This is a genomic window from Neisseria canis (assembly GCF_900636765.1).
In the GTDB taxonomy this organism is placed as follows: domain Bacteria; phylum Pseudomonadota; class Gammaproteobacteria; order Burkholderiales; family Neisseriaceae; genus Neisseria; species Neisseria canis.
In genome coordinates this window covers 1246912-1261899 of record NZ_LR134313.1, presented here as the reverse complement: position 1 = coordinate 1261899, position 14988 = coordinate 1246912, and the positions used below count along the sequence as shown (strand labels likewise).

16 protein-coding genes are annotated in these 14988 nt (G+C 50.9%); 8 read left to right on the top strand and 8 right to left on the bottom strand.

Annotated elements, in window-relative coordinates:
- The first annotated feature begins 37 nt into the window (after positions 1-37).
- The 3 genes from EL143_RS05915 to EL143_RS05905 all read left to right on the top strand — a co-directional run bounded on the left by EL143_RS05915 (position 38) and on the right by EL143_RS05905 (position 2274).
- On the top strand, positions 38-784 hold the full coding sequence (locus EL143_RS05915) for an SDR family oxidoreductase (protein WP_085415657.1): 747 nt from the start codon (positions 38-40) through the stop codon (positions 782-784).
- Positions 785-892: 108 nt separating this feature from the next.
- A complete protein-coding gene (locus tag EL143_RS05910) occupies positions 893-1360 on the top strand; it encodes a Fur family transcriptional regulator (RefSeq protein WP_085415658.1) in 468 nt (155 codons plus the stop codon).
- Entirely contained in the window at positions 1348-2274 is a 927-nt protein-coding gene (locus EL143_RS05905) for a CobW family GTP-binding protein (RefSeq protein WP_085415659.1), read from the top strand. The genes EL143_RS05910 and EL143_RS05905 overlap by 13 nt, the downstream gene beginning before the upstream one ends.
- 85 nt (positions 2275-2359) lie before the next feature.
- Here the strand turns inward: EL143_RS05905 and EL143_RS05900 are convergent, their stop codons facing one another.
- The 5 genes from EL143_RS05900 to EL143_RS05880 all read right to left on the bottom strand — a co-directional run bounded on the left by EL143_RS05900 (position 2360) and on the right by EL143_RS05880 (position 6955).
- Positions 2360-3163: a sulfite exporter TauE/SafE family protein gene (locus EL143_RS05900; RefSeq protein ID WP_085415660.1), complete on the bottom strand. Its 804-nt coding sequence runs from the start codon at positions 3161-3163 to the stop codon at positions 2360-2362.
- A gap of 27 nt (positions 3164-3190) precedes the next feature.
- Positions 3191-4102 carry a TauD/TfdA family dioxygenase gene (locus tag EL143_RS05895; RefSeq protein WP_197719623.1) on the bottom strand — a complete coding sequence of 304 codons (912 nt, stop codon included), beginning with the start codon at positions 4100-4102 and terminating at the stop codon, positions 3191-3193.
- A 394-nt stretch (positions 4103-4496) separates the two neighbouring features.
- Positions 4497-5699, bottom strand: coding sequence for a tryptophan synthase subunit beta (gene trpB / locus EL143_RS05890; RefSeq protein ID WP_085415661.1), 1203 nt, complete (start codon positions 5697-5699; stop codon positions 4497-4499).
- 158 nt (positions 5700-5857) lie between these two features.
- Positions 5858-6151, bottom strand: coding sequence for a hypothetical protein (locus tag EL143_RS05885; protein WP_085415662.1), 294 nt, complete (start codon positions 6149-6151; stop codon positions 5858-5860).
- Between the two features lie 180 nt (positions 6152-6331).
- Positions 6332-6955 carry a phosphoribosylanthranilate isomerase gene (locus EL143_RS05880; protein ID WP_197719622.1) on the bottom strand — a complete coding sequence of 208 codons (624 nt, stop codon included), beginning with the start codon at positions 6953-6955 and terminating at the stop codon, positions 6332-6334.
- Positions 6956-7186: 231 nt separating this feature from the next.
- Here EL143_RS05880 and EL143_RS05875 point away from each other — a divergent pair, with 231 nt between their 5' ends.
- The 4 genes from EL143_RS05875 (at position 7187) to nusB (ending at position 9458) form a co-directional block, all read left to right on the top strand.
- Positions 7187-8068: a DMT family transporter gene (locus EL143_RS05875; protein WP_085415664.1), complete on the top strand. Its 882-nt coding sequence runs from the start codon at positions 7187-7189 to the stop codon at positions 8066-8068.
- 39 nt (positions 8069-8107) lie between these two features.
- Positions 8108-8428: a DUF2185 domain-containing protein gene (locus EL143_RS05870; protein ID WP_085415665.1), complete on the top strand. Its 321-nt coding sequence runs from the start codon at positions 8108-8110 to the stop codon at positions 8426-8428.
- A gap of 75 nt (positions 8429-8503) precedes the next feature.
- The gene (ribH, locus tag EL143_RS05865; RefSeq protein ID WP_085415666.1) at positions 8504-8971 is read left to right on the top strand and encodes a 6,7-dimethyl-8-ribityllumazine synthase; all 468 of its coding nucleotides are present in this window, start codon (positions 8504-8506) and stop codon (positions 8969-8971) included.
- Between the two features lie 61 nt (positions 8972-9032).
- Positions 9033-9458 carry a transcription antitermination factor NusB gene (gene nusB, locus EL143_RS05860; RefSeq protein WP_085415667.1) on the top strand — a complete coding sequence of 142 codons (426 nt, stop codon included), beginning with the start codon at positions 9033-9035 and terminating at the stop codon, positions 9456-9458.
- A gap of 246 nt (positions 9459-9704) precedes the next feature.
- Here nusB and msrAB read toward each other — a convergent pair whose 3' ends face one another.
- Together msrAB and EL143_RS05850 are read right to left on the bottom strand one after the other, a co-directional pair.
- On the bottom strand, positions 9705-11285 hold the full coding sequence (gene msrAB, locus EL143_RS05855; protein WP_126326650.1) for a bifunctional peptide-methionine (S)-S-oxide reductase MsrA/peptide-methionine (R)-S-oxide reductase MsrB: 1581 nt from the start codon (positions 11283-11285) through the stop codon (positions 9705-9707).
- 138 nt (positions 11286-11423) lie between these two features.
- On the bottom strand, positions 11424-12293 hold the full coding sequence (locus EL143_RS05850; protein ID WP_085415668.1) for an ATP-binding protein: 870 nt from the start codon (positions 12291-12293) through the stop codon (positions 11424-11426).
- Positions 12294-12576: 283 nt separating this feature from the next.
- Here EL143_RS05850 and EL143_RS05845 point away from each other — a divergent pair, with 283 nt between their 5' ends.
- Entirely contained in the window at positions 12577-13371 is a 795-nt protein-coding gene (locus tag EL143_RS05845; protein WP_085415669.1) for an OmpA family protein, read from the top strand.
- 69 nt (positions 13372-13440) lie between these two features.
- Here the strand turns inward: EL143_RS05845 and EL143_RS05840 are convergent, their stop codons facing one another.
- Positions 13441-14970 carry a phospholipase D family protein gene (locus EL143_RS05840; RefSeq protein ID WP_085415670.1) on the bottom strand — a complete coding sequence of 510 codons (1530 nt, stop codon included), beginning with the start codon at positions 14968-14970 and terminating at the stop codon, positions 13441-13443.
- Positions 14971-14988: the final 18 nt, after the last annotated feature.

Here is a 14988-nt window from a genome sequence, read left to right as displayed (position 1 = left end):
ATAATACCCGAAAACACCTTAAGAAAAGGAGAAAATCATGGCTGTTTTAATCACCGGCGCATCGGCCGGTTTCGGCAAAGCGATGTGCGAAACCTTTGTTCGTGCGGGCTTCAAAGTCATCGGCGCGGCGCGGCGTTTGGATAAGCTGCAAGATTTGCAAAAAGCATTGGGCGCGGGTTTCCATCCGCTGCAAATGGATATGGCCGACAACGTCTCCATTGATGCCGCCCTGCAAAGCCTGCCCGAAGATTTTGCCCAAATCGACTGCCTTATCAACAATGCCGGCTTGGCGCTGGGTTTGGACTTCGCCCCCGAAGCCGATTTCAACGACTGGCAGACCATGATTCAAACCAATGTTATCGGCCTGACCTACCTTACCCGCCAAGTGCTGCCGCAAATGGTGGCGCGCAAAGACGGTTACATCATCAATATCGGCTCCGTCGCCGGCACCTACCCCTATCCCGGCGGCAATGTTTACGGCGCCACCAAAGCGTTTGTGCGCCAGTTTTCCCTCAACCTGCGCGCCGATCTGCAAGGCAGGGGCGTGCGCGTGAGCAATATCGAGCCGGGCTTGTGCGGCGGCACCGAATTTTCCAACGTCCGCTTCAAAGGCGATGACGAGCGCGCACAAAAACTCTACGAAAACGTGCAATATATCAGCCCGCAAGACATAGCCGACACCGCCCTCTGGCTCTACAACAACCCGAAGCACATGAACGTGAACACCATCGAAATCATGCCCGTGGCGCAGGCATTCGGCCCGCTGCCCGTTACCCGCGGCTAATGCCCCGCTCCTGTTGAATGCCTGTCTGAACATACCTTTCAGACAGGCATTCGGTTATAATGAAACACCGCCATTCATGATTTTTCAGGCCTGCAGAAAGCTTACGGAATGAACCACAAACAAAAAATCCTCGACCGCTGCCGCGAAACCGGCGCCCAAGTTACCGCGCTGCGCGAGCAGGTGCTCGACTTGGTTTTGCAGCAAAGCGGCGTGATTAAAGCCTACACCGTTTTGTCGCTGATGCAGCAGCAAAGCGACACACCCGTGGCTCCGCCCACCGCCTACCGCGCGCTCGATTTCTGGGTGGAGCAAGGCGTGCTGCACAAAGTGGCCGCCGTCAACGGCTACGTTTTATGCAGCCATGCGCAACACGAATGCAGCAGCCGTTGCCACGAAAGCTCGGCCGACCTGCACCACAGCGCATTCATTCTGGTTTGCACCGAATGCGGCGCGGTTGACGAACAATCGCTCAGCAAAGAATGGACGGCGCTGCAAAAAGCCGTGGCCGCCAACGGCTTTGCCGTAAAAGAAGAACATGTTGTACTCACAGGAATATGCAAACAATGTCAACAATAAAAAAAGCCAAAGTCCACCTGATTTCGGGCTTTCTCGGCACCGGCAAAACCACCGCCCTCAAAAGCCTGATGGCACAAAAAAATCCTGATGAAAAATGGGTGATTCTGGTTAACGAATTCGGCGAAATCGGCATCGACGGTGCCGTGTTGAGCGACAACGGCATCCCTGTGGCAGAAATTGCCGGCGGATGCCTCTGCTGTGTGGCCGGCCCGCAAATGGGCAACACCATCAACCGCATGGTTACCGGCAACAAACCCGACCGCATACTGATTGAAGCCAGCGGCCTCGCACACGCCGCCACCGTTATCGACGAACTCAAAACCCCGCCTTTCGACCAAATGCTCGACATCGGCGCCGTGTTTACCGTGGTTGACCCGCGCCAGTTTACCGACCCCGATTACGCCAGACAGGCGCTTTACAAAGACCAAATCGGCGTGTGCGACGTGCTGGTCGCCAGCAAAACCGACCTGTGCACGCCCGAACAGATGGCCGCATTCCGCGAGCAGGCGGCCAAACTGTTTCCGCCCAAAGCCAAAGTGGCTGAAGTGCAAAACGCGCAAATGGACATCGCCTGGCTCGACATCCCCGTGGTCGAAAAATCACGCTACCGCGTCAAAGCCCTGCCCGACAACACCATGGGCTTGCAATCGCAAGGCTTCACCTTCCCCGCCGACCGCGATTTCGACGGCGAAAAACTCACTCACTTTTTCAACGACCTGCCCAAAATGACCGAAGGCCTCGTGCGCGCCAAAGGCGTGTTCCGCGTGCTCGGCACTTGGGTTTGGCTCAACTGGGTTGACGGGCAATGGGGCGCCAACCAAGTTTCATGGCGTCGCGACAGCCGCTTCGAGCTGATTGCCAAATCGTTTGATGCCGATGCAATTGAACAAAGGTTAAACGACGCATTGGAATAGCCCTGCCGCAAACACAATGCCTGTCTGAAAAAAGTTTCAGACAGGCATTTTTGTTACCCTAATTTATTACATGATAATAAGCTTCTTACCAACTAAAAATTACTTTATATATCATAGAACAAATAATTAACAATACTGTTACTATTAACACCTTTCGAATAATTTCACCATCAGAATTGATTGCATGCAAACTACCAAAATGATTTCCAATTAGATTTGCTATGATCATAGGTATACCAATTACTATTGCCATCTTGCCTGCAAATAAGAATGCTACAAAAGCACCTATATTAGATGCAAAATTGAAAATTTTTGACGTAGCTGACGCTTGAAGAAGTGATAACTTATTAATAACGAATAGCGCAATAATGAAAATGCTACCCGTCCCAGGCCCAAAAAAACCGTCATAAAAACCTACTATTAAACAAGTAAAAAACACGGCTATGGCAGATTCTTTAATTTTAGTTGTTTCATTATTTTTTTTTAGTAATACTCCTTTAAATAAAGTAGCAAGTAATCCAATAGGTAAAAAAGCTAAAATAATGTAATTAATAATGTCTTCCGGTAGTACAAGAATTATTTTTGCTCCAATAAACGCTCCTATCAATGCTGCAATTATACCCACAGGTGCTATTTTCCAAATAATTGAGCTACTCCTCATAAAATTTTTAATAGCTGCAAGCGTACCTACCGTACTAACCAATTTTTCCTGCGCCAATGCAGTCTGAGGAGGTAAGCCAATCATTAAAAATGTAGGAATTAAAATTAAACCTGCACCTCCCGCAATTGCATCAACGTAACCAGCTATCAAAGAAACTAGTATTAAAAGAAAAATACCTAAATAAAAATATTCAGAAAGAATACTACCATCCACAAATATATTTTCCATTACATTCTCCTACAAACTATTCAATTTTTAATTTGTACGCAGATGATGTAAACATTTATTAGGAGATAATAAAGTCTCATATGCGCATTTTGTAAATAGACCAAAAACCCTTAAAAGCCATCTATCATAACCATCAAATTTTGGTTGAAACCCATTTCTAGTATGTAAAACTCTTTGATTATCAAAAGTAACTATTTGTCCAGGTTCTAAATACAAAGAAATCCAAATATCAGGATTAAGACTAATTTTTTTAAATTTTTCTAGTATTTCTGAATGAACAGGATTCTTTGTACTAACATTATGAAAATCGAAACGCGATAAATATAAACCATTATTATCTTTTACTAATAAAGGAACTTGATTATTAGAACTTCCTTTCGTAAAGGAAGCAGGTCTATTAATAGTAAACTCCGGTTCTTCTAAAAGTTTCTTTTCCTCTACATTAAACTCTGCTAAAACAGTATCCAGTAATAAAATACTAGTAGCAACTTCTTTATTCTGTCTTAAACATAATAAAGAAAGAGTATCTGGCACTGGCGTTTTTAGATAGTTACTAGATTTTTCATTCCTAAGCTTCAGATCCGGATTATCAACGTGTGGAAAGAAATCCATTGAAGAACCATATGAGCTAATTTGTTTTTCTAAACCAAGTCTAGGTACAACATGTCGTATTAACTGACCTTCATTCTCACCCTGATACACCACAGGATATAGCTCTAACGCACAAATGTAACTTAATAGATTAATTGCTGTAATTGGTATTTCAGAATTTTTGACAAATCCACTTTCAATGGGTGTTAATGGCAAGGTTTTATCAATCTCTAATTCCGAGACAACGAAGTTCTGCTTCTTCAAAATTTCCTTGTCCGAAATACACTTGCTCTTCATATTCTCAACGTTTCTTAATGCAGTTTCGTATAATGAACTATTGCTATCCATTTTAACAACTCCTCCTTGTAATTAAAAGTTAACCAAGATTAATATTAATATACATTATAATAACATAAAATATCAATAAACAAAAACACTAAATTTCCAATTTCTTTTCTAAAAATAAAAAATAAATAAAAAATCTTCAAAGTATGTAAACAAACTTATTGTCTATCATAATTTCGTAATATGACGGCTTGACTCAGGCTCTTGAGCTCTGGTAAGTATTAGGAAATATTGGAATCAAGCCTGATTATGGTGAGCGTACTATTTTAAGTTGATTGACTATATATACCTTTCATAAATGAAAAAATAAAAAACTCGGTTTAAAACCGAGCATAAGAATAAAACAATTCAGATTATACAAATATCTATCTGAAAACTTTTTCAGACGGGCATTTCATTAAAGCTCAATTCCTTTCAGCCTTGCCACCGTATTAATATCCTTATCGCCGCGGCCGGACAAATTCACCAGTATCACTTGGTCTTTGCCCATCTTCGGCGCTTCGGCCACCGCCCACGCCAGCGCGTGGCTGCTTTCCAGCGCGGGGATAATGCCTTCGTATCGGCACAGCAAATCAAAGGCTTCCAGTGCGGCATCGTCGTTGGCGGCATAGTATTCAACGCGGCCGATGTCGGCCAAATGGCTGTGCTCTGGGCCGATACCCGGGTAGTCCAAACCGGCGGATACCGAATGGGTGCCGACCACTTGGCCGTGCTCGTCCTGCATCAGGTAGCTGCGGAAACCGTGCAGCACGCCGATCGGGGCTTTGCTGGTAATCGGCGCGGCATGTTCGTCTGTGTCCACGCCTTTACCGCCCGCTTCCACGCCGACCAGGCGCACGTTTTCTTCGCCGATATAGGGGTGGAACAAGCCGATGGCATTGGAACCGCCGCCCACGCAGGCCACGGCCACATCGGGCTGGCGGCCTATGGCTTCGAGCATCTGCTCTTTGGCTTCGTTGCCGATCACGCATTGGAAATCGCGCACCATTTCGGGATAAGGCGCGGGGCCGGCGGCGGTGCCGATGATGTAGAACGTGTCGTCCACCCGCGCCACCCACTCGCGCATGGCTTCGTTCATGGCGTCTTTCAACGTGCGCGAACCGCTGTCCACACTCACCACGTTCGCCCCCAACAGCTTCATGCGGAACACGTTCGGCGCTTGGCGTTGGATGTCGTCCGCGCCCATATAAACATGGCATTCCATGCCGAAACGTGCAGCCACGGTGGCACTCGCCACGCCGTGCTGCCCCGCGCCGGTTTCGGCAATCACGCGTTTTTTGCCCATGCGCTTGGCCAGCAGCGCCTGACCGATGGTGTTGTTCACTTTATGCGCGCCGGTGTGGTTAAGGTCTTCGCGCTTAAGCCAGATTTGCGCCCCGCCGAGCTTTTCAGACAGGCGTTGTGCGTGGTAAACGGGGCTGGGGCGGCCGACATAATGTTTCAAATCGGAGCGGAACGCTTCCCAAAATGCGGGATCGTTTTTGGCCTCCTGGTATGCCTGAGCTAATTTTTTCATAGCAGTAAGCAGAGTTTCTGAAACATACATACCACCATGCTCTCCAAAAAATCCTTGATTATCTGGAAATTGGTATTTTTCCATCCAAGTATCTCCTAAATCAGTAAACAATCAATTATCAGCGTATTATAAAAAACGCAGGCTGCATTATAAAGGAAACGCAGTTTATGCCGGGCATTCTTCCGCCGAACCGGGCCGAGCCAAAGCGGCAAACGATATTCAGACAGGCCTGTCTGAACGCATCAAAACATGCTGCGGTAAAAAACAAATTCGTTCAGCTTAACCGAGCTGTCGCTTTCCGCCCCGCAAATCTCCTGCATGCGGGCAAACGCTTTTTGAAAGCAGGCCGACTCGTAATCATGCAGATCGCCCAACGCTTCCCGCCATGTTTCCTGCGGCCACTGCGGCTCCGCCTGCATGGCGGTGAGCAGATGGCGGTAGAGCGGGTTTTTTTCCAATTCCTCCATGTAGAATTCTTTAAAGATGCTGTCGCTGTAAGGCACGTTTAAACTTTTGCGTGTTTGGTATTCAGTCATTATTGTTATCCTGTTTTATTTTATTGTGTTTCCCGTTTTTCCTTTTAGTTGGACAAAAGGCATAGATTGTGTAAGTACGCTTTGCTTTCCACAGTTTCTGTCGGGTCGCATTGCTTATGCCCGCAAATCAACCCGTCCCCCCTTTCAATCAACGCTTTCCGTATATTCTATCGGCCGTTTTCAAGCAACTTCCGACCGCACCGCCTCTAAGAAAGCCGCCATTTTTTCACGCGATTTAATCCCCGGCGCGCTTTCGACCCCGCTGGACACATCCACCGCCCGAGCGCCTGTGATACGCAGCGCCCGGCTGATATTTTCAGGATTGAGGCCGCCGGAAAGTATCCAATGTCCGCCCAATCCGGCCGGCAGCATCTTCCAATCAAAGCTGTGCCCCGTGCCGCCGTATTCACCTGCGATGTGTGCGTCAAACAGCACGGCGCGCGCATCGGGGTAAGCTGCGGCCGCGACCGCAATATCATCGGCATTGCGCACGCGGACGGCTTTCAGATAAGGGCGGTCAAACAAGCGGCAGAATTCGGCAGGTTCATCGCCGTGAAACTGAATCATGTCTATCGGCACTTCAGCCAAAATTTGGCGGATGCGCGCTTCCGTTTCGTTCACAAACAAGGCCACCACGCTCACAAACGGCGGCAGCACGCACACAATCTGCTGCGCCTGTTCAATCGAAACATGCCGCTTGCTGCCCTCAAAAAACACCAGACCCACCGCATCCGCGCCCAGCTCGGCTGCCGCGCGTGCATCTTCCGGGCGGGTAAACCCGCAGATTTTGGTACGGATTGTCATGATTTTTCCTTAAGTTTCCCAAATATATTGTGCAGGGCCTGATGCGGGTATGACGCATACGTTGTGTTTGAACCGCTTTCCCGGTCGTGGCTTATTTATGCCGGATATGTTAGCTTTCGGCCATGCCTGTCTGAACGCTTTTTCAGACAGGCATTCCCTAAAAGCTTACCGACCGGCTCTATTTTACTTATACCGGCATTTTTTTTCAAAAAATTACTTTTGTTTTTCGCTATGAATATGCAGAAATACGCCGCACCCGGCTTGATTGTAGGCAGCATCGTATTCGGCATGGGCAGCGTGATTGTTGCAACCGTGCCCGTGGGTGCTTACGCCGTCGCATTTTGGCGGCTCTGCATCGCCGGCATCATTTTCTCGCTGCTCGCCCGCAGATTCGGGCAACGGCTACCCCAATCGAAAAAAGGCCTGTGCTGCGGGCTGGTTGCCGGTGCGTTTTTCGGCATAGACCTCTCGCTTTGGCATGAAAGCGTTTATGCCGTCGGCCCCGGCATTTCCACCCTGCTCAACAGCCTGCAGATTTTCTTTTTGGCCGCCATCGGCTTTTTCCGGTTTGGCGAAAAACAAAGCAGACTGCAGCTGGCCAGCCTGTTTATCGCCATAACCGGCGTAGCCTTGATCGGCAGCCCCGAATTCAGCCGCAACCACAATGCCGCCTGGGGCTTTATCAGCGGCATTTTATCGGGTGCCATGCTGGCGGCATCTATGGTTTATGTGCGCAAAACCCACGAAACCGAGCCCACGCCGCTATTTGCCTTAATGATGCTGGTAAGCTTGGGCGGTATGGCGGCAGCGTTGCCGCCCGCGCTGATATTCAATACCGATTCACTCTTTCCAGCCACCCCACGGGATATCGGCTTGGTTTTGATTTACGGTGCGGTGATGCAGTGTTTCGCATGGGGGCTGATTGCCTATGCCGTGCCGCTGCTGCCGCTTGCGCTGACCGGTTTGCTGTTCTTGAGCGAACCCGTAGCCGCACTTTTCATTGATTATTTCTTTCTCGGCAAAACCATCAACGGCCTGCAATGGAGCGGCGCCGCGTTAACCATGTTGGCGATTTATCTGGGCTCGCTCAAGCCGAAACCGCTCAAAGCATGATAAAATCAAGCCCTTTTCAGCACCATTTCCCCAACGCGCATGAACAAATTCGCCAACGCCCTTTCCGCCGCACTCGAACGCTGCGTTGCCAGCAAAGCCATCACTGAAGAAAAACAGCCGGTCGGCTTTGCCTACCGCGAAGCCCCCGTGTTTGAACACGACAGCGGCTGGCGCTTTTTCAGCGGCAACGAAACCGACGAATACACCGACAATCCCGACAACTTCACCGTATGCGGCATCAACGAAATCACCGACCGCTGCCCCGCCCTGCTGCCGATACTGCAAGAAACCGCAGGCGCATGGGAGGCCGACGAAACAGGCCGTTTCCTACCCGCCGCCGATTGGCAACCCCAAGAATAAACTTTTTTCAGACAGGCATACCGACCGAATGCCTGTCTGAAACACCCGACTCCCGTTAAACGACAAGGAAAAACAATGAATATCATCCAACCGAACCTCAACGGCAAAGACCTGCGCATCGGCATCGTGCAGGCGCGCTTCACCAACGAAGTGGGCAGCGCCATGGTTGACGTGGCCGTGAAAAAGCTGCAAGAGCTCGGCGTGTCGCCCGACAACATCACCCTCGTCACCGTGCCCGGCGCATTGGAAGTGCCGATTGTGCTGATGAACCTCGCCAGCTCTCAACGCTTTGACGCCCTGATTGCCATCGGCGCCATCATCCGCGGCGAAACCTACCATTTCGAGCTGGTCGCCAACGAATCCGGCGCCGCCGTAACCCGCGTCGGTTTGGACTACAACATCCCGATTGCCAACGCCATCCTCACCACCGAAAACGACGAGCAGGCGCACGCGCGCATTGTGGAAAAAGCCACCGATGCCGCCATTGTCGCCGTGGAATGCGGCAACCTGGTCAACTTGCTGCTTTCCGAACAAGACGACTGAACATTCGGTTGAAACCGCAAGCGCCCGCCCGCAAAAAATCGAATTTTAAGAAGGAAAACCCATGAAAACCCCACGCCGCCGCGCCCGCGAGTTTGCCGTGCAGGCACTCTACCAAGCCGCGCTCAACCAAGCCGGCGCACCCGAAACCGCCAAAAACATCCGCGAAAGCCAGGATTTCGCCAAAGCAGACGACGCTTTGTTTACCGCCCTCTTTTTCGGCGCAGCCAACAAGCAAAGCGAATACATGCAGATTATCCGCCCGCTGCTCGACCGCGACGAAAAAGACGTCAACCCCGTTGAGCGCGCCGTATTGCTGATGGCCTGCCACGAACTTTCGGTCATGCCCGAAACGCCGTATCCGGTCATCATCAACGAAGCCATCGAAGTTACCAAAACTTTCGGCGGCACCGACAGCCACAAGTTCATCAACGGCATCCTCGACAAACTGGCCGCCCAACTGCGCCCGAACGACCCCAAACGCAGCTGAAGCCCGTTTGATAAAACATGCCTGTCTGAAAACTTGCTTTGCTCGTTTCAGACAGGCATGTTTGTTTTTTAAACACGCAATGCGATAGTCGGGCGGCATTTCTATCCGACATCAGAAAAGCCCGCTCTCGTCATACTCGGGTCAAGCCCGAGTATGACGTTGTTGTTATCTAAACGGATTGGCTATATATCCAGCAAAATGCCTGTCTGAAAACTTTTTCAGACAGGCATTGCTATCCCCTCTTCCTTATTTCACCAAAGCTTTCAAATGCCCGTAGCCTTCGGCGTCCATTTTATCCACAGGCACAAAACGCAGGCTGGCGCCGTTGATGCAGTAGCGCAAGCCGCCTTTGTCTTTCGGGCCGTCGGGGAAAACGTGGCCCAAGTGTGAATCGGCAGCGCGGCTGCGCACTTCTACACGCTGCATGTTGTAGCTGTTGTCTTCATGTTCGGTTACCGCGGCGGCTTCAATCGGGCGGGTAAAGCTCGGCCAGCCGCAGCCCGAGTTGTATTTGTCGGCGGAGCTGAACAGAGGCTCGCCGCTGACAACATCCACATAAATGCCCGGCGCGAAGAGGTGGTCGTATTCGTGGCTGAAAGCGTATTCCGTGCCGCTTTGCTGGGTAACGCGGTATTGCTCGGCGGTCAGCTTGCTTTTCAGCTCGTTGTCGCTGGGCTTGCGGTAAGCTGCGGCATCGAAGCCTTTTTTATCGGCAGGCGCCCTTTTTCCGGGCAACGGCTCATCGGCTTTGCGGATGTCGATGTGGCAATAGCCGTTGGGGTTTTTCAGCAGATAATCCTGATGGTATTCCTCGGCCTCGTGAAACTGAGCCAAAGGCAGATTTTCCACCACCAGCGGTTTGCCGTATTTTTTCTGCTCTTTTGCCAGCGCGGCGGCAATGGTTTTCTGCTCGGCCGCATCGGTGTAATACACGCCGGTACGGTATTGCGTGCCGGTGTCGTTGCCTTGTTTGTTGAGGCTGGTCGGGTCAACCACGCGGAAATAGTATTGCAAAATATCGTCCAAACTCAGCTTGTCGGCATCGTAGGTAACTTTCACGGTTTCGGCGTGGCCGGTGTTGCGGTAAACCACGTCTTCGTAAGATGGTTTGCTGTCGGTTTTGCCGTTGGCATAGCCGGATACGGCGTCAACCACGCCGTTGATGCGTTGGAAATAGGCTTCCAGGCCCCAGAAGCAGCCGCCGGCCAGATAAATGGTTCGGGTATTCATCGCTACGGATTCCTTTTTCTCTGATTTGTAAAATGTGTTTTGCAGTTTGCCCAAATCGGCTTCTGGGTTCTCCAGAAGTGCCAAAGCCTGCGCTTCGTTGATGCGCCCTTTGATGATGCGGGCGACTTTGCCGTTTTTATCCAATAGTGCCCAAGAGGGGTAAACGCCGATATTCAGGCTTTGCGCCAGCTTGCCGCCGGGATCGGACAGCACCGGCAATGCGGGGTAGTTCAAGCCTTTATACCATGTTTCGAAATCGCCGGCGGCTTTTTCGCCGAGATAGCCGGGAGATGCGACGGTAACCAAATTAGCCTTTTTAAAACGCGGGTCTTTTACCCATGCTTCGGTCGGCTCCAATTCAGACAGGCACAGCGGACACCAGCTCGCCCAAAACTTCACCAAAGTAGGCTTGCCTGCCTGAATGTAATTGGCCGCAGATTTTCCCGCCGTATCGTGCAACACGGATAAAGCGGCCACCTGTTTTTCCGTTACCCGCTCCGCGCCTGCCTGCGGCAAGTGCCAGATCAATGCAAAAGCCGTGGCGGCGGAAGCGGCCAGCAATGCAAAATTTTTAGCATGTTTAAACCGCGGTTCCATCTTGGATATACTCCTTAATCAGTCAATTGAGAGGTTGATGCTGTTTGGTTAGACGGAATGCCTGTCTGAATTCTTATAATCCGGCCCGGCTTTTACACTTCTGAACATTGCCTCCGGGGCCGGCCAAACAATCCAATCTCAATCCGGTACCCGCTGCCCGGGCAACCTGCCCGCCCAGTCGCACACAAATTGCCAAGCGGTACGGCCGGAGCGGCTGCCGCGGGTTTGCGCCCATAAAAGCGCGGCATGGCGGGCGGTTTCATCAAAAGGCAGGTTAAACGCCTGCAACCAGTTTTCCACTGCCTGCAAATATTCGTTTTGGCTGAAAGGGTAAAAACTCAGCCACAAGCCGAAACGGTCGGAAAGCGATACTTTTTCTTCTACCGCTTCTTTCGGGTGGATTTCGCCACGCGCGCCGATTTCACCGCCTGTGTTTTCATCCATATATTCCGGCATCAGGTGGCGGCGGTTGGATGTGGCATACACCAAAACATTTTCGCAGCGCAGCGACAAGCCGCCGTCGAGCGCGGTTTTCAGGGCTTTATAAGCGTGTTCGCCGTCTTCAAACGACAAATCGTCGCAAAACACAATAAACTTCTCCGGCCTATGCTGCAAAATCGCGAGCAGCGCAGGCAGCGTGGCCAAATCGGTTTTGTCCACTTCAATCAGGCGCAGCCCTTGCTCCGAATATTCGTGCAGCAAAGCTTTTACCAACGAAGACTTGCCTGTGCCGCGTGCACCCGTCATCAGCACATTGTTGGCGGGGCGGCCGCTTAGAAACTGCTCCGTATTGCGCACCAGTTTCGCCGTTTGCCCCTCCACCGCCGCCAACCTGCTCAAAGGAAAAGTGTGCGGATTCGGCAGGCTCTCGAGCACGCCTTTCTTGCCGACGCTCTGCCAGCGGTAGGCCAGCGCATGCCAATCCGGCTCTTTCGTTTCCGGCGGCAACACCGCATCCAAACGGTTTAACACGGAAGAAGCTTGTTTTAAAAATTGTTTCAGTTTCACAATATGCCCTTTCAGACAGGCATTACCAGCATGTCAATAAAAAAATACAAACGGTTTGAATTTCACGACCAAGCAGCCAAGCAAATGAAGCAAATATGTTTTGCGGCTACATCATTTGAGCGTTTTCGGGTATGATAACCCTATAAGAAATGTTTACACAAACCCAAATATACCTGCACAAACTTTACTTTCCTTGAAAATTCAAGATATTAAACTTTTCCAAACATCACGGACGGCTTAACTCGAATATTGAATCTCAACGTTTTCATTCAGGAGTGTGTCGATGAACAAAAAAGCCCTTGCCCTTTCTGCCTCTTTGCTGTTTTTGGCTGCTTGTCAGTATTCCCACGTACAAACTTTCGACCACAAAATGCCGCATGCTTGGGAATATGTGCCGATTAAATACCAAGAGCCGCAACCGGTTGTTCAACAAGAGCCGAAGGAGCTGAAAAAATTCACGCTGGATGCCGCCTCCCTGTTTGATTTCAACAAATCCGACATCTCCGTAAAAGGCACCGCGCAAACCCAAAGCATTGCCGGAGAAATCGTCAACAACCTGCCTTATGTACGCAGCATTCATGTAAGCGGTTATACCGACCCCATCGGCAATGCCGAAGCCAACCGCGCCCTCTCGCAGGCACGCGCGCAAGCCGTGGCGCGTGTGTTGGAAAGCAGCGGCGTACCTGCCAAGCTGATTCAAACCGAAGGCCGCGGCAGCAGCAATCTGGTTGTAGACGATTGTAACGAGCGCTTCGCCAAAAACAAAGCCCGCCGCGACGAATGCAATATGCCCAACCGCCGCGTAGAAATTTCCGTGGTCGGAATTCCCCGCCAACCCGGCATCCCCACAATGATAGACAGCAAGCGCTACCAGCCCGAGCCGCCCAAAGGCTCGCAACCCACCGTTACCACCCGCCCCGACGGCTTAATCGAGCGCATCGAACCCGCCCCGCAGCCCAACCTGCCCGTTCAAGTGGATACTCCGGAAGGCACCACACCGCGCATCAGCAGCCAAACCCAAGTCCGTGAAAACGGCTGGGTGGAAACCGTAGTCGGCACACAGCCTGTGAAGCGCTGATCAATACCCCCAACAAACCAAATGCCTGTCTGAAAAAGTTTTCAGACAGGCATTCATCTGCATCCCCAATCAAAGCAGCCATTCAATCGGCAATTTTGACGCAACCCAAACAGTCGCCCGCTGCACCCATGTGCTGTGCGGTTCGTCGTTATAAACCACTTCCCGCCCGTTTTCCCCAGTACGCCATTGCAGGCCGCCTTTATCACCCGCCTCAACCATATAGGTGTATTGATGCTTTCCGGCCTTCAAACCTTTGCCCAATTGCGCCGCCAATTCTTCATTGTCAACCATCAAGCCCATTTCCGTATTCAAAATCGCCGAGCGCGGATCCATATTGAACGAACCGACAAACAAATACTGCCCGTCCACGGAAAACGTTTTCGCATGCAAACTCGCCCCGCTGCTGCTGCCTAAAAAGTGGTTGCTTTTCGGCCGGACAGTAGCATCCGCCTTCAATTCATAAAGCGCCACGCCGCCTTTGAGCAAGTCTTTCCGATACTTGGCGTAGCCCGAATGAACCACCGCCACATCATTTGCCGCCAACGAATTGGTCAACACCGCCACATTGCCGCCTTTTTCAGCCACACCGTTGAGCAGAGCCGTGCCCCGTTTTCCGGGCACAAAATAAGGCGAAACAATCAACAATTCTTTCTCCGCGCCTGCCATAATCGGAGCAATCTTCGCCATCACCGTATCCTTCGCCAGCGCCTTATTGTGCACCTTGGCCGGATCGTCGCTGATCAACTGCGTTTTCGCCCACACCAACGGCAAATTGCCCCCGCGTAAATGCCCCGCAAAATCAGATTCCGCCAATGTTTTCAGATAGGCCTGGGTAACAGGATCGCCGGAAGGCACGGTATCCAAATCCGCCTCCTGAATCTTGCCCGTAATCGTTTCCAAAGGATAAGCCGCCATGTCCGCCCAATAGCGGTCGAAGTCTTCCGAAACATCCTCGGCAGCCTTACCCACCGCAGCAACATCCAAATCCGCAAACAGCACCCCGCTGCCCACATCAAAATATTCATCACCGATATTGCGGCCGCCCACAATGCTGACCACACTGTCGGCAGTAAACGATTTATTGTGCATACGGCGGTTCAAACGAAAAAAATCACTCAGAAATCCCAAAGGGCGGAAACCGCGCTGCATAAAAGGGTTAAACAGGCGCACTTCAATATTCGGATGGCTGTTTAAAGCCGCAAGCAGGCCGTCCATACCCGCCATAGTATTGTCATCCAACAACATCCGCACACGCACCCCGCGGTCGGCCGCCTTTTTCAAGCTCTGCATCAACAAACGGCCGGAAACATCATCGTGCCATATGTAATACTGCACATCTATCGAATACTGTGCGTTCTCGGCCAAAGCCAGGCGCGCAGCAAAAGCATCACGCCCGCCAGCCAAAGGATACAAACCACTCTCCCCCTTGTGCGCCGTCACCTCACGAACCAAATGCTTGGCCATATTACCTTCGGGATTCACCGGCAAACGTATCGACTCTTTGCGCCCAACATTTTCAGGCAGGCTTTTATAAGTGATCAAAGCAGTAAGCAGCACGCCAACCACCAGTATCACAATGATCCATAAAATTTTGAGCATTCAAATACCTTCTCTCTG

Excerpts from the sequence above, each read along its gene's own strand:
- EL143_RS05915 (WP_085415657.1), top strand. The coding sequence starts at position 38 with ATGGCTGTTTTAATCACCGGCGCATCGGCCGGTTTCGGCAAAGCGATG.
- EL143_RS05910 (WP_085415658.1), top strand. The coding sequence starts at position 893 with ATGAACCACAAACAAAAAATCCTCGACCGCTGCCGCGAAACCGGCGCC.
- EL143_RS05905 (WP_085415659.1), top strand. The coding sequence starts at position 1,348 with ATGTCAACAATAAAAAAAGCCAAAGTCCACCTGATTTCGGGCTTTCTC.
- EL143_RS05900 (WP_085415660.1), bottom strand. The coding sequence starts at position 3,163 with ATGGAAAATATATTTGTGGATGGTAGTATTCTTTCTGAATATTTTTAT.
- EL143_RS05895 (WP_197719623.1), bottom strand. The coding sequence starts at position 4,102 with ATGGATAGCAATAGTTCATTATACGAAACTGCATTAAGAAACGTTGAG.
- trpB (WP_085415661.1), bottom strand. The coding sequence starts at position 5,699 with ATGGAAAAATACCAATTTCCAGATAATCAAGGATTTTTTGGAGAGCAT.
- EL143_RS05885 (WP_085415662.1), bottom strand. The coding sequence starts at position 6,151 with ATGACTGAATACCAAACACGCAAAAGTTTAAACGTGCCTTACAGCGAC.
- EL143_RS05880 (WP_197719622.1), bottom strand. The coding sequence starts at position 6,955 with ATGACAATCCGTACCAAAATCTGCGGGTTTACCCGCCCGGAAGATGCA.
- EL143_RS05875 (WP_085415664.1), top strand. The coding sequence starts at position 7,187 with ATGAATATGCAGAAATACGCCGCACCCGGCTTGATTGTAGGCAGCATC.
- EL143_RS05870 (WP_085415665.1), top strand. The coding sequence starts at position 8,108 with ATGAACAAATTCGCCAACGCCCTTTCCGCCGCACTCGAACGCTGCGTT.
- ribH (WP_085415666.1), top strand. The coding sequence starts at position 8,504 with ATGAATATCATCCAACCGAACCTCAACGGCAAAGACCTGCGCATCGGC.
- nusB (WP_085415667.1), top strand. The coding sequence starts at position 9,033 with ATGAAAACCCCACGCCGCCGCGCCCGCGAGTTTGCCGTGCAGGCACTC.
- msrAB (WP_126326650.1), bottom strand. The coding sequence starts at position 11,285 with ATGGAACCGCGGTTTAAACATGCTAAAAATTTTGCATTGCTGGCCGCT.
- EL143_RS05845 (WP_085415669.1), top strand. The coding sequence starts at position 12,577 with ATGAACAAAAAAGCCCTTGCCCTTTCTGCCTCTTTGCTGTTTTTGGCT.
- EL143_RS05840 (WP_085415670.1), bottom strand. The coding sequence starts at position 14,970 with ATGCTCAAAATTTTATGGATCATTGTGATACTGGTGGTTGGCGTGCTG.